The following is a 13402-nucleotide window of genomic DNA, read 5'->3' as shown; positions in this document are numbered from 1 at the left end:
CTCTGGTCCTGTTATTCCGACGTTTCAGCCCCGGGGACCAGGACTACCCGGTCTACCACCACAAGGACGTGCGCCGCGTGATCGCCAACGGCGTCGAGTGGGCCAAGACGCTGCGGCCCGAGCGCACCGACCCGGTGCTGCTGCGCTACGAGACCGAGGACTTCTACACCGGCCACGGCTACCAGGGAGCGATGAGCAGGTGATCACCTTCAAGACCGTTGAGACCGTCGTCCCGCTGCGAGTGGTGCAGGTGGGCGCCGGCGGAATGGGCAAAGCCTGGATCCGGACCCTTCAAGCGAACGACGACGTCGAACTGGTCGGTCTCGTGGACCTCAACCTGGGTGCCGCGCAGGCCGCGGTCGAGGAGTTCGGGGGTGCGGGACATCGCTTTGGGTACTTCTGTGTCGGAGGTTGCGGCCGCTTGTGGGGCTCACGCCGTCGTGAACGTGACGGTGCCGGCGGCGCATCATCCGGTGAATGTGGAGGCGATGTTCGCTGGGTTGCCGGTGTTGTGCGAGAAGCCGGTGGCGCCGACGGTTGCGGAGGGGTTGTCGTTGGCTGCTGCGGCGGAGGTGAGCGGGCAGCTGCTGATGATCAGCCAGTCGCGCCGGTATTTCCAGGGGCTGACGCAGCTGAAGGCTTTGACTGCTGAGCTGGGCGACATTGGTGTGGTGACGACCGAGTTCTTCAAGGCCCCGCATTTTGGTGGGTTCCGGGAGGAGATGGCGCATGTGTTGTTGGTGGATATGGCGATCCACCAGTTCGATGCGGTGCGGTTCCTGTTGGATCAGGATCCGGTGTCGGTGTATTGCGAGGAGTTTAATCCGTCGTGGAGCTGGTACGACGGCGCTGCTGCCGCCACCGCTGTGTTCCAGATGAGCGGGGGTACCCGGTATGTGTATACGGGGAGTTGGTGTGCTGACGGGTTGGAAACCTCGTGGAACGGGTCGTGGCGGGTGAACGGTGCCGGGGGTACGGCTGCGTGGGATGGAGCTGGTTCACCCGTGGCCGAGCTGATGTCCGGTGCTGGCTTGGTTCCGGATGCGTCGCATGAGGAGGAGATCGCTGGGGCTCTGGCGGAGTTCGTGTCGGCGTTGCGGTCCGGTGAGGTGCCGTCGGGGGAGGTGCACTCGAACGTGCTGAGCCTGGTCATGGTGGAGGCTGCGGTGCAGTCGGCGTCGACGGGTCAGCGGGTGCTGATCGACGACGCGATGGACGGCGCGTACCGGGTCGCTGTTGCGTCGGAGCGGCGTCCGGATATGCGGGCGGCGCTGGAGGGCAGGGGTTCGGCGAGAGTCCGTTTGGGCAATCGAGCGTTCTCCTGAACCTGGGCGCTGAGTGCCAGTACTTCAGCGCGGATAACCCCGTCCTGCATCACTCAGAAGTCCTGTGAAACTCCTCCCTCGCCCTTATCGGCACCCGGGGGGTCCGTGTTCGTAAACGGCGTCACGATCGGTCGAGCGCATACGGCAACGTTCAGTCGTACGCAGTCGGAGATTCACCCGAACGACTTCGTTATCACCTCGTGATAAGTGAGGCGTCGGTGTCGGTCCTGAGCTGTTGTTCCGTCCCAATCATCAAACTTCGCGTTGAGAGCGTCGTCGGAAGCAAGACAGAACGCTGACGTATGCTTCCCACATCTTGAACTGGTGCGGAGGCATGCTATGAAGCAACTTTTTTCTAGCTCTTTTGGTTTGGCAGCGCTGGTCTTCCTCTTTGGGTTCGCTGCGCTGGCGCTGTTCGCAACCTTTGGCACCTTCGATCCGGATCTGCGGAATCTATGGTCCTTCCGCAGCGCTACTTGGGGCGACGGGCTAATGCTTCCCCTTCTAGCGCTTGCGCTTACGACGATGAACAGATCTATGGAAGTACCAGCAAACCCCCGACTTCGCGCTGTCTCGGTTCTGGTAGGTGCTCTCCTCGGCCTCGCCGTTATCGTTGGATGGCTAACCGACCCCAAGGCCGATCTCAACTGGACCATGCCTGCCGCTCACACGCTGAACTTCGTCGGCATGTGGCATGCAGTCTTCCTGATCGCAGCTACCGCACTGTTCGTCACGTTATGGGTGGAGTTCTTTGACCGGCTACGGCGAAGTTTAGGGTCGAAGTTTCAGACAGAGGTACAGCGCGGCGTGACGGTCCTCCGTTCGGGGCATTTCGCGCTGGCAATAGGCGCGTCCTGCGCCTACGCCGCGCTGGCCGGCTTCGACAATCGACCTCTTTCTGAAACTCAGGCTGGACAGACTTCGTTGTTGTTCTTAGCAGCGGGCGCTTCGGTTCTTTTCGTCGGCACGATGTGTGCGGCGTATAGAAAAGCTGTACTTGCGGTCGTCGCCAGTCTTATTGGAGCAGTCCTTGTGGGCGGACCTTTGTACCTACTCGGGTCGAGCGAATCCATCAATGCAGTTGTCTGTTCCTTTTTAGTCGCCGCTGCCTCGTACGGATTCGCCTTCGCGATGACTGACGTTATACGCAAAAGCACGCAGCAGGACGACGTTTCCTTGCGGGATCAATTCTTCTCGTTAGAATTGGTCGTTTTGCCGTCGCTGGTCTTGTTGGTTCCGCTCGCTGCGACCACTCCGCGCCTTCAGGAAAAACTGGGTCTATGGCCTGTCATCGGCGCCGGGGTAGTCATCGCTATGGGTCTCTCAGTGGGCGTCCGTTATTGGAACCGCCGCCGTTTGGACAAAGACGACTGGCCGTGGTTTGCGGTGTGCGCATTGTTCGTCATTCTTGGATCGCTGGCCTTGGCTCTGGCGGAGGCCAACGATCCACAGACAACTGGACCAACCATCTCCCTTTCTTTCGCGTTACTTGCCGCGCTTCTTGCGGGACCAGCATTGCGCCTATGCGACATCGACATGAGCGCGATGATCAAGCTGGAAAAGGAATCGCCAAACGAGCACTCTGACGCGGCTGCACAGCGAAGACATGTACGCACTAAGACCGCGTTACTCACCCGAATGATCGTGTGCGGGATAGGAGCTGCTACTTCGGTCCTTGGGCTGACTCTCCTGACCGCGTATGGCCCTCAATGGCGGCCCGGAGAGGCTGGGCTAACGGCGAATACGTTCTACTGGGCAGCGCTAGGACTTGCGAGCGTTGTCTTGATCACTATGCACGTGGTTGCGCGCAAGGTTGACGGGGACTCCTCGTCCCCTCGGTGGGGTATGCGAATTGCAGGACTATTGGTCGTTTTCATCACCAGCGTGATCCTCGTGGTGGGAGGATTTGAGTCGTTCAATCGCGGCATCGATCTCTGGGCGGCAGTCCAAAGTCTGCTCATTGCGGCATTCGCATTCGAATGTGTTCTAAGCAATGGGATTCGGTTGGGGCTTGCGCGCCTAGGAGGAACCAGTGTTTTCATGCTGCTTGCGTCTACTTCAGCTGTCTTCGTTCTTGTGTACTGGACCCTAACGACGGGCGTAGGTAGCATCGAGGAGCCGATAAGCCTGCTCGCATCCGCTCTAGCCTTAGCAGCTACCTATCTCGTTGTTGCACTTTTGACTGTCGTCTCTACGATGGTGATCCACGGGCGTGGGGCAAAGAGGAATCGGACGGCGAAGGAACGCTGCGGGGACGCATGGCAGGATGCAGGGATGCTCGCACCCATGTGGCTTTTGATGGCATGGCTCCCTCACTTGATCGATGCACACGTGGCACAGCAGCAGAATCCCGCAGATCGTTGGGTGATTATGAGCCTAATCTTCATTGGTTTCTTAGGGCTCTATATTTCCGCCCTCCTGTGGCTGATCAAGACGAATGACGGTCACGTCGGAAGGAAGCACGAAAAGTACTCTGTGGAGATGCCTGCCTATTGTCAGGAATCGGCCAGCCATCTCACACGACTTCGATCTCTTTTCGGGCGTACTAAAGAGTACATCTCGGGATGCGAGAGTACGGATGAGGACGAACGGTACTTGCATGCGCTACGGACCCATACTGCCGCTCAATCTGTATATGCTTGGCTTCTCGTCGGCCTGACGGCCATGGGAGGGGTCTGGGCAGCATTGCGCATCACGGAGTTGGACGGGCCCTCAGTCTTTCCAGGGGCGGGTGAAGGGACGGACGGCTAGCCTTCCATACAGCGGTGGCTATCGCTGCGGGATAAAGTCGGCATCCGCGGCCGCACTTCGCGGCAGCTGCATGTATTCGACGACCCCAAACGAGATCCCCGAGGGTGGTTGTTGTCGGTGGCGCACGTCGACGTCGTCCCGGAGCGCAAACTCGCCGACGCATTGCAAAACGACGCGGTGCGGTTCGTGCCAGTTCAGGATCTGGTGGCAGGAAATCCCAAGCTACAGTTTGACCACCCGATCATCCTGGCCAAGGCACTTGCGTACGTTCGCGCCGCCTACGCCGAGCACCCGGATCCAGATGAACTGATGAGGGTGCCATTCACTCTGCGTGAGCTCAAGGAGACGGGTGAGAAGTCGGACGGCGGTTGCCGCGGGCTGTCGCGCTTGTTTGCGCGAAATTAGCTGGTCGTTTCATTGGACGAAGCGCGCACCGCATAACCAATTCCAGAAGCATTTCCGACCAGGACCTGCCTGCTGTTGTCTGAACGAAGCAGCTTCACGCCTCGCCACGGATGTTCTTCAAGCGCCTGGCCCAAAGGTAAACCCCAACGTTTCCCGTCGAAGAGCCAGTTCTTCTGAGGATCAAGGCGCCATGCGTAGCGCACCACGCTGCTTCCGCTACGCGGGTCTCGTACTAAAAGAGCAATTTCGACGTTCGCCCGTTCCGTTATTCGACGGATATGACCAACGTTCGCTTGGCTGATCGGCCACCAGACGGACGCACGCTCCGCAGCTTCGCTGTGAGTCCAGGGCGCTTCGGGCGACCATCCACGCAATGTACGTATCTGCTTCACGTACTCAACGCGCACGGAGCGGTCGATGGGCCCGGCCTCCTCGGTAACCACAGATGCCGGCTCGTCAATGGCTGCCGTTCCACCTTTGACCAGGATTACCAGTGTTCTCCCGTCGTTGACTCTGAAGGAGGCAAGCTGGTCGGAGCTAACGCGATCCACGTGTTCTTCAACCGCGTCGAAATAAATTCTCGCATCAGCGACGGGCACAAGAAGGGGTGTTTCCTGCTGACCATGTCCCCGTTGCAGATTGAGCAATTGAGGTCCCATTGGTCCGCCGAGCATCTTGATGAATAGAGATTCGACGTTGTAAGCATCACGCTCAGATAGATCTCCCACGAGCACATAGCAGTGCGCCTCGATTGTGTCGACAGTCGCTTCGTCGCCGAGGATGCTCTTGATTTGATCGATCTTCGCCGAGGCATAGAGGTCCTTTTTCGCTGCCTCGAAATGCGATAGCGCCCGCAACGCCTTGCCCTTACCTATATAAAAGACGTCTTCGAGGGCGAATTTTCCAGGCCGCCTGACCAGTGCATAAACATAATGCACGTTTGCTGCCGACGAGGCGGCCTGCGCTGCTTCAGAATCCAATCAAGCTCCCCATAATCTCAGGCGACCGTAGCTTGTCCATCGTCTGCTTCTCTATCTGGCGGATTCTCTCCCGTGTAACCCCATAGACCTCTCCGATGGCATCAAGAGTACGTTGTTGGCCGTCGGCGAGACCGAAACGCATCGCGATGACGCCGGCTTCCCTTTCCGTTAGCGGATCCAGGAGCACGTGGAGGTGCCTCTGTAAGAGGCTCATGGTCGCTTTGTCCATGGGGCTTGGCTCGGCGGGGTCATAGAGTTGCTCAGCGAGTGCTTCGGTACCACCTCGACCGTCCGAAATCTGTCGGTCGAGGGACACCAACGGTCGATCGAGTTTGAGGAGCTCTTCAACTTTCTGTGGCGTGCTGTCCGAGGCGGTAGCTATCTCCTGAATAGTCGCCACTGCAGAACGCATCGCTTCTATCTCGCGCTGGTGACGCCTAACTACATTGATTTGCTCGACTAGATGAACAGGGAAGCGGATCAGTCGCGCTTGGTCTGCCAGCCCACGCGTAATCGCCTGGCGTATCCACCAAGTTGCGTAGGTCGAGAACTTGAAGCCCTGGGCATAGTCGAATTTCTGCACTGCCCGGTGAAGGCCAAGGTTGCCTTCCTGTATGACATCGAGAAAGTCCAGCCCTCGGTTTGTATAGCGCTTCGCTAGCGAGACGACGAGCCGCAGATTCGAATTAAGCAGAGCGTCCTTCGCCTTCTGCCCCCGATATGCGATGACTGTCAGCTCCCGCGTCTCACGGCGCGACCGATCTTCACCGTCGTCCAAAAGATGCTGAGCAAAAAGCCCGGCCTCGATGTCCTGCGCCAATTCAACTTCCTGCTCCGCCGTCAGTAACTCGTGGCGGCCGATTCTGCGCAGATAATCCCTGACGGCGTCGTCGGTGAGCCCCTCAAAACCCGCAAGTTGCTCTTCCCACTCTTCTTCGTCGTCCCAGTCGAAGGTGCTAGGGGCGGTCTCATCCGGAACGTCATGTTGAGTTTCCTCGACGTCCCGATCGCTGGGGTGGTCAGGAGATTCCGGCGCGTTCGGCACCACGGGCTTCACCGGCAACTCCGAGTACCGCAGGTACTCCTCGATCCCCGTCAGATCTTGCTCGATGTCGAAGAACTCGACGTGTCGGGCGAACGGTAGGACGCGTGCAAGGAATTCCTCGCCCTGCACATCCGGGTCTTCGACGGTTCCCTTCGAGTAGAGAACAACCAGCCGGCCCACGCGACCATCGTTCTTTTTACGGATGACACGTCCCAGACGCTGCACCATCTGCCGCTGGCTGCGGTTTGCCGCCACGATGATGCCCAGATCCGCCTCGGGCACATCGATGCCTTCATCGAGCAAGCGGGGAGCCGCGAGAATCTGAGACGCTCCGCTACGGAAATCATCCATCCCCTGCTTGCGATCTTCTTGGGTCATGCCGCTGAATATGGCTGAAGCGCGCGATCCCATCGCGGTGTAGAGATCCTCCGTACGACGCGCAGAATCCTGCGTCTGGGTGAACACGAGAGTTCCGCGGGAACCGTCCACAGTCGCCTTTAGGGCGGCGAGTGCGTGGTACTTCTTCTTCGCGTCGGCCAGCAAGGTCAGTCGTGAGGCCATCGCCCGCACGTACTTCCGGGCAAGCATGGCCTCCCTGCTTGCAGAATCGGATCCCGCAAGGGCGCTGACAGCTGCGATGAAATGCGCGAACGGCCGACGAGGGATGCCCGCATAGTTCTCAAGGTTGCGCCCGGTCTCGAGCAGGACCTCAGAGTAATCTGCGTAATGCACCTGCTCCCCGTCCGTGAGCTCCACGCCAACCAGAGCGATGTCGAACGGTGCGATCACCTGGTCCTTCAGCGCCCTGTCATACCAGAGGGTGTAGATGACACCACCGAAGTACGGAGTGAGGGCATTATCATGTTCTCCGTCGCCTCGTTCGTAGGTAGCGGTGAGCCCGAGACGCCATGCGTATTGCTCCTGCAATGCGCCGGCGAACATGGGGGCGGCATACCGATGGCACTCGTCGGCGATGATGAGTCCGGCTTTGTGGCTTCGAAGCGTCTGACGGTTTGAAGCCGAGTGCACAATGGCCACGAGGATGTCGACATTGTCGAGCGTATCCGTCCGACCGCCGCCCAGGGCTCCACGGGTTGCCTTGGGCAGGTCTCGCTTGAGGGACTCAAGCCACTGGCGCTGCAGCTCGGCAGTCGGCACGAGGATCAGCACTTTGATCCCTTGGCGCACCGCTTCGAAGGCAGCTGCCACGCCTACCCTTGTCTTACCGGAGCCGGTGACGGCTTCCACAACACCGCGGCGAGCATTGTGATGCCAGGACTTCAGCGCTTCCTGCTGCCACGGATACAAAAAGGCGTAGTCGTAGGATGTCGGGATCGCGGTCGGTATAGGACCGGTCCCTTGCCCTGAAAGCCTTGTATCTGCGGCGTCTGCCAGAAGCGTCATGTCATCCCCCAAATGAGTTGCTGTACGAGATGTCTTGACGCTATGTGACGCCTCTGACATTTTCCTTGGGGATTAGTGCAGGGTTTGCGAAATTTTGCTTCTTTTCGTTGTACTCTCCTTCCCCACGGGGCCCGTTCACCCTTGAGCAGAGACGACGGATACGCCATGACAGCCAGATTTGGAGGAGAGCATGCCATACGCGCAAAAGGGCACACTGAGGTATCGGCAGGTCAATGCGTTGTCTTGGCGCGTGGCGAGTGAGCTGACCCGCCGAGACAGCTCGGTATACATAGGGCTCACAGGAGAAGGCGGGTCAGCGGCGCATTCTGACGCTTTGATGCTCGCAAAGCACGGGGACGTGACTTATCAGGCGCGCCGCTGTGGACTTGGCTTCACAGCCAGGAAGTTCCAGTTGCCATGGAACAGGGCGCTCTCGATGGAAAACCCACGCGAGATAGCAATCGCGCTTGAAAATGCCCTCGGTCTTCACCTGCCAAAGAAGTCACCACCAACGTCGGCTCGAGCGATCGGTTATCGCGTGCTGGCGGCCATCTTGGAAACGACGGTAGGAGACCCACAATACTGGTCGATTTCTGAAGCTTCAGGCGGACCATTCGATCCTGACTCCCCGTGGACCCGGGAACGATCCCATCAGTGGGAGTCAACTCGCTGGTCCCTGTGGCGTGACGGCGAGATAGTCGCCGAACTGGACAACTTTGGGAGTCTGAAAATTGACGGTCGCACGATCGACGTTTTGAAGCGCTATAGAGAGCTCGACGGACGCCTACATGCCTTGGTAGTCGACATATTCGGTAAATACATACCGTGAACGGTCAACTCAGCCAGCGATCGCCCTCAATATACGATCACGGTTGCCCTCAAAGGCGGCCTGCCCGTACCCATCTGGTGCCGCTACCCGGATCACCGGAGGGAGTCCCATAGCCGGTGCAGCCAAATCGCGTAATGCGTCATAGTAGGCGCGTTGCCGCTGACGTCCCCCTTCTCCAAACCCGACAGCGGTTTTGGCCGCACGATACTTGTCTGATTTGGGAGCGAGGCGCCGGCAGAGATCCCGATACTCGCCGATCTCGAAATCGAGAGGGGCAGCGTCGGGATAGAAGTCGAAAGTTCTCAAACGGAAACTGGTGAAATGCTGTGCTTCATCGATCTCGATGATGGTGCCGGTGGGTGGATGTATGAAATCCCCGGGCAACGGCGTCGTTCGTTTCGCGGCTTGCTCCTGGGCATTGCCACCCAGCGCGTTGAAAACTGCGTCGAGTGGGCCAACTACGGATTCTGCCTGATCGGGAAGCCCGAAATGGCCGCGCTGGTTCAGCCAGGGTTGCTTGTAGCGGACCAGATCGATTCCGGCGATTCTAGCGGCTTGTAGAAAATCGTTCTCGCAGTCACCAACAGGCATGCAGCCACTATAAGCACGGCTGTCGGATAGCTGACCGCTCCTAATACTGCAATCCGGCTCGTGACGCTTTATCAGCCCGAGCAGGTTTGTTGGTGGAGACTCAGCCGCCGGCTCGGTTCTGTAGGAGGGAGGTGAGGCCGGAGTCGGCCTGTTGGACGGGTGCCGCGTGCCAACCGGTTGTTTATGGACCGTATATTGGTCCAATGTCCAAACCTGAACCCGCGTCCCAGTGGTCTGGCAACGAGCTCGACGCCCTTATCGATAGTTATCTGTGGATGTTGAAGCTTGAGGTTGCAGGGGAGGCCTACAACAAGCGCCAAAACAACTTGGAACTCCAGAAGGTCGTGAAAAGGACACATGCGGCCATCGAATTCAAGCTTTGCAACCTGAGTGCTGTCCTCGACGGCTTGGGTAAAAGGTACATAGTCGGGTACAAACCACGTGCCCACTTCCAAGCTGCTCTGCGGGATCGCGTGCTCCAGAGGCTCGGCGAATTTCCCGCGCCTGATAGTTCTGGTTTCGATGAAGGCTTATCCGTTCCCGCAGTGGCGGAGCGTGTTGGGGCAGCTCCGTCAATCATTGTAGATTCCGGCGGACAACCAAGTGATAACTTTGACCCACGCGATGAGGGGGAGACGGTGAACTCGAAAGAGACCGCATACTGGGACACGCTTGGCGAGCTTTGGGACAGGACCACAGGCGGCAGCGATGTAGCCGCCAAGCCGGCTAGTGAGGTGCAGAGTAGTTTACCCGTTGCGCCTCGACCTGCAGGGGTGGAGGAAGCATGTGCCTGGTTTAAGGATGGCTTGACGAGGGACTCAAATCCCAGGTTCCTTTTTCTGGTGGGAGGGCCGGGGGCAGGTAAATCCCATGCCACTTCCGACATCGTCTCCGGACTCGAACCGATTAACCATCCTCAGGACGGATTAGCTCATCGTAGCTATCGGTATAAGGCAGGGAGCAGGGAGCTTCTGCTCATCAACGACGCTACGATCGGTAGCTCAGAGCACCGGAGGAATCCGCTGACCAAAGAGATAGATGCCTGTGAGCGTGATTCGAGGCATTTGGTCGCTTGCGTCAATCGCGGAATTCTGATTGACGAATCAGCCCCAATCTCTCGTACGCCAACTTTTGAATACACTGCCGGCCAAGCCCTTGTTCGCTGGTTGGCCGGCGACGCTCCTAGCCAATCGAACTGGAATGTACGTACTGACTGCGACGAACCTTATCTGCGAGCGGGCCACCTATTCGATGGGCCGGACATTGTCGCTAGCGTCTTAGTCGTGTTCGTCGACGTCTGCTCGCTGCTTGAGCGGCGTCCTAAGGTGAACCTCGTGCCTAATGACGAAGGCATGACGGTTTTCAAGGCTGAACCGTATTTCATCGCTGACTTTGCTAAGCGTACTTCCCTGGATCTTCCTACCCCGGCAAGTGATTTGTTCAGCCAGGTGACTGAACTCGTCTCGCACGGGTTACTTGATGATTCAGACTCACTAATTGATCCGGTTAGGGCGAACATCGAGTCACTCCGCTCTTCCCGCATTCGTGCTGGGATCATGACGGTAGTCCGCGGAGCTGAGCTCTCTTCCGGGCAGCGCATGACTTTCCGTGAAATATGGGGAATGGTCACGCGTTGCGTTCTTGGAGACGCGCCGGACCAGGTGGCGCGAGACGACCTTCGCCACCTGATTCAGCGTCTGCAACCAACCGAGAATGACTCGGTGCTTCGGTTCAAGGATCTACAGGTGCTTGCCGGATTGCGGTTTTCTCAAGCTATCTTCGGCGGCCGCAACCCCGGGACGGCTAGTTTCGATCCTCTGGGTAATCCCATCACGAAACTCACCCACTTTGTTGATCCTATGCGTGACGCTATTCCAGGACGCTTCGACCAAAGTTGGGAATCGGGATGGGCAACCCCGTTGGCGGACTCTTTTGCCGGTCCGGTCACAAACGGCTCGCCGTTGGAGAGCCTCGAGAACGACCTAGATGGGCAGGATCCCTTCTCGGACATATTGACTCAATTTGATAGAACGCTCGACGGAGCGTTTGTCGATGCGATGCGTAGCCCCAAGATCGGAGATAAGGATCGCTACGCCTTCATCTCTTGGTATGGAGGATACCTTGGCCGCTTATATGGCGTCGCCAATGGGATACCCGCATTCAGGCCGCAAGTGGCGGCGTGGACGCAAGCTTGGTATCTGAGTCCGAATCTTCCCGATGAGCTTGGCTTCGGCCTCCGCACGCTACTTCGTCCGAAGCGGCGACCGGGGGACATTGAGTCCGCGTCGCTGATTCCTATCCTAGCGAGCCGTACCGACCCGATCGTTGGGGTGCAGTCTGAACCCAAGCTCGCGCTCAAGACCGGTGACGTCGAGATGAAGACGTTTCGAAACTCCGAAGCTTTGTTCCTCATCCTTAGCGAACAAGGGAAGGAAATCTCTCGAATGCCGCTGGACTTTCCGCTCGTTAGGGAAGCTCTGGCCTGCGGACAGGAGCACGCGGGAGTAACTGAAATGACTGATGTCACTTCACCTCGATTGGAGAGGTTTCGAGCAGCCCGCTTGATCCCCAACCAACTGAATCACGCCAATTACCGTGTTGTAGTCGGTGCGTCGGACTTCAGTATGACCGTGTCTGGAGGGTACTGATGGTTGCGGCCACCCTAATCATCCTTCCTTTGAACCGCCCTCAATATGTGTCGGTGCCCGAGGCTTTCATTTCCTCGTTGGCCTGGCGGGTCCACGACCATCGCACAAAGGAGATAAGCGAAGACGGCGTCCCAGTGGGGTACATGTTCAGGTCGGAGACGTCCGGGACGCGGACACTTAAGGTGAAATCGACCGCCCCGGAAGGTCAGAAACTGGCTGAATTCGTTCACGAGCTGGGCGCTCTCGGACTTGCGAATAATGCAACAAACGAGATCGATGTGGCCGTCGCAGTTTTGAATAGCGTCGCTGGAGTGCAGGCAGAAAAGAGCAAAAGCCAAGCAGCGAGTCCTATCACGCCTGCTTTTGCGTTGTTGCAGGATATGCGCGGATTTCAACGCACCAAAAACCCTCCAGATCTGGGGGGAATCCTCGAGTCGCTGTTTCGGCTGGGTCTTCAAGACGATTCAAGGACTACAGCTGCCCGCCTCTGGCTTAGTGCCGCTAATAAACGCTGCGAGATAGATCCCCTGCTGTCTGTCATCGATAAGGCGACGAAAGCGGCACTTCTTGGAGGGGGATATCCCGAACGGATAGAGGACATCGATCCTGAGTTGGTCCAGATGGCGCCGGTCAATCAGGAGAGTTTGTTCGAGGGCACGCCGTTTTCTTGGTTTGCCAAGGCATGGCGGAAGCTGACCAGCGACGAATGGGTAGAGGCGCTTCCTGCCAGAGTTTGGGTTGACTGGGCGACCACCGTACTCCGCCTCGCGCTTGGACAGGGCTTCCTTTGGGAGGCTGCTTGGTACGAAGCTTTGGCTCGGTGGGTCCTGAGCGGAAAGCCCGGCGAATGGAGTGATGTCCGCGCGAAGGTGCCGGAGATCCTCCCATGGAAGTCGAGTCGCTCATCGATCGCAGTGAGAGATGTGGCTCCTCTGCTTTCTTGGCGTGTGCACCGTGGCTACAAGATCCGGAAAATTCTCGAAGACTGGCTGGCCTCAAATTCGGCAGCTCGCGGGGATTTCGGCACAGCGCTAGCGGCGATGTCTGCCGATGAGGACATTAACGTGCTCCTGACGTTGGCATTGGGCAGCGCCGAAAAATCCGCCGCAAATACATGGGAGGCCGTCAAATACGCTCTGCTCACGCGCGACGCCGGGGGACCATTCGCGGACTATTACGGACTGCTGCGTTCAAGTGGGCGTTTCTTGACAGTGGAACCTGGGACGGAGTGGATGGCTGTAGTCGCCAGCCTTGCATGTGAGGGACCCGGAAGATCCTCCGATGTGGCCACACTGATGCTGAGCCTAGAGGAACTAGGGCTGAAGCCAGAGGCCGGCGATCTGATTCAGCTACTCGAAAAAGCAGGTCTGGCGCGTGGCAGCGCGGATGCCGATCGCGGCGTCATCATCGAAAGTGCTTTCTAG

10 protein-coding genes and 1 pseudogene are annotated in these 13402 nt (G+C 58.3%); 7 read left to right on the top strand and 4 right to left on the bottom strand.

All coding sequences use genetic code 11. The annotated features are described in order from the left end of the window. Positions 1-23: 23 nt before the first annotated feature. Positions 24-203: pseudogene (locus tag P4U43_RS00470) on the top strand (ThuA domain-containing protein); the annotation flags it as partial. On the opposite strand, the gene P4U43_RS00465 reads toward P4U43_RS00470, so the two are convergent. Then, entirely contained in the window at positions 179-385 is a 207-nt protein-coding gene (locus P4U43_RS00465) for a hypothetical protein (protein ID WP_277356965.1), read from the bottom strand. The pseudogene P4U43_RS00470 and the gene P4U43_RS00465 sit on opposite strands and share 25 nt — an antisense overlap. Here P4U43_RS00465 and P4U43_RS00460 point away from each other — a divergent pair. From P4U43_RS00460 to P4U43_RS00450, 3 genes are all read left to right on the top strand, one after another. After that, positions 375-1325 carry a Gfo/Idh/MocA family protein gene (locus P4U43_RS00460; protein ID WP_277356964.1) on the top strand — a complete coding sequence of 317 codons (951 nt, stop codon included), beginning with the start codon at positions 375-377 and terminating at the stop codon, positions 1323-1325. The two genes, P4U43_RS00465 and P4U43_RS00460, sit on opposite strands and share 11 nt — an antisense overlap. 339 nt (positions 1326-1664) lie before the next feature. Further along, positions 1665-4076, top strand: a complete 2412-nt coding sequence (locus P4U43_RS00455) for a hypothetical protein (protein ID WP_277356963.1) — start codon at positions 1665-1667, stop codon at positions 4074-4076. A 117-nt stretch (positions 4077-4193) separates the two neighbouring features. Continuing rightward, positions 4194-4481 carry a hypothetical protein gene (locus P4U43_RS00450; RefSeq protein WP_277356962.1) on the top strand — a complete coding sequence of 96 codons (288 nt, stop codon included), beginning with the start codon at positions 4194-4196 and terminating at the stop codon, positions 4479-4481. Here the strand turns inward: P4U43_RS00450 and P4U43_RS00445 are convergent. Together P4U43_RS00445 and P4U43_RS00440 are read right to left on the bottom strand one after the other, a co-directional pair. After that, positions 4478-5461, bottom strand: coding sequence for an LEM-3-like GIY-YIG domain-containing protein (locus P4U43_RS00445; protein ID WP_277356961.1), 984 nt, complete (start codon positions 5459-5461; stop codon positions 4478-4480). The genes P4U43_RS00450 and P4U43_RS00445 overlap by 4 nt on opposite strands. Then, positions 5451-7910, bottom strand: coding sequence for a sigma-70 family RNA polymerase sigma factor (locus tag P4U43_RS00440; protein ID WP_277356960.1), 2460 nt, complete (start codon positions 7908-7910; stop codon positions 5451-5453). Before P4U43_RS00440 ends, P4U43_RS00445 begins: the two co-directional genes overlap by 11 nt. Before the next feature lie 190 nt (positions 7911-8100). Between P4U43_RS00440 and P4U43_RS00435 the strand changes: the two genes are divergently transcribed. Further along, on the top strand, positions 8101-8739 hold the full coding sequence (locus P4U43_RS00435; protein WP_404800671.1) for a TY-Chap2 family putative peptide chaperone: 639 nt from the start codon (positions 8101-8103) through the stop codon (positions 8737-8739). A 9-nt stretch (positions 8740-8748) separates the two neighbouring features. Here the strand turns inward: P4U43_RS00435 and P4U43_RS00430 are convergent, their stop codons facing one another. Further along, complete coding sequence (locus P4U43_RS00430) at positions 8749-9330, bottom strand: DUF7255 family protein (RefSeq protein ID WP_277356958.1); 582 nt, start codon at positions 9328-9330, stop codon at positions 8749-8751. Between the two features lie 203 nt (positions 9331-9533). Here P4U43_RS00430 and P4U43_RS00425 point away from each other — a divergent pair, with 203 nt between their 5' ends. After that, positions 9534-11978, top strand: coding sequence for a hypothetical protein (locus P4U43_RS00425; protein WP_277356957.1), 2445 nt, complete (start codon positions 9534-9536; stop codon positions 11976-11978). Between the two features lie 182 nt (positions 11979-12160). Beyond that, complete coding sequence (locus P4U43_RS00420; RefSeq protein ID WP_277356956.1) at positions 12161-13402, top strand: hypothetical protein; 1242 nt, start codon at positions 12161-12163, stop codon at positions 13400-13402.

Source organism: Arthrobacter vasquezii, from assembly GCF_029455255.1.
In the GTDB taxonomy this organism is placed as follows: Bacteria; Actinomycetota; Actinomycetes; order Actinomycetales; family Micrococcaceae; genus Arthrobacter_D; species Arthrobacter_D parietis.
The sequence above is the reverse complement of the archived record's forward strand: the minus strand, read 5'-3'. Positions and strand labels throughout refer to the sequence as shown.

Bases quoted from the DNA above. Each gene is read 5' to 3' on its own strand.
- P4U43_RS00465 (WP_277356965.1), bottom strand. From the start codon at position 385: ATGTCCCGCACCCCCGAACTCCTCGACCGCGGCCTGCGCGGCACCCAG.
- P4U43_RS00455 (WP_277356963.1), top strand. From the start codon at position 1,665: ATGAAGCAACTTTTTTCTAGCTCTTTTGGTTTGGCAGCGCTGGTCTTC.
- P4U43_RS00440 (WP_277356960.1), bottom strand. From the start codon at position 7,910: ATGACGCTTCTGGCAGACGCCGCAGATACAAGGCTTTCAGGGCAAGGG.
- P4U43_RS00435 (WP_404800671.1), top strand. From the start codon at position 8,101: ATGCCATACGCGCAAAAGGGCACACTGAGGTATCGGCAGGTCAATGCG.
- P4U43_RS00430 (WP_277356958.1), bottom strand. From the start codon at position 9,330: ATGCCTGTTGGTGACTGCGAGAACGATTTTCTACAAGCCGCTAGAATC.
- P4U43_RS00425 (WP_277356957.1), top strand. From the start codon at position 9,534: ATGTCCAAACCTGAACCCGCGTCCCAGTGGTCTGGCAACGAGCTCGAC.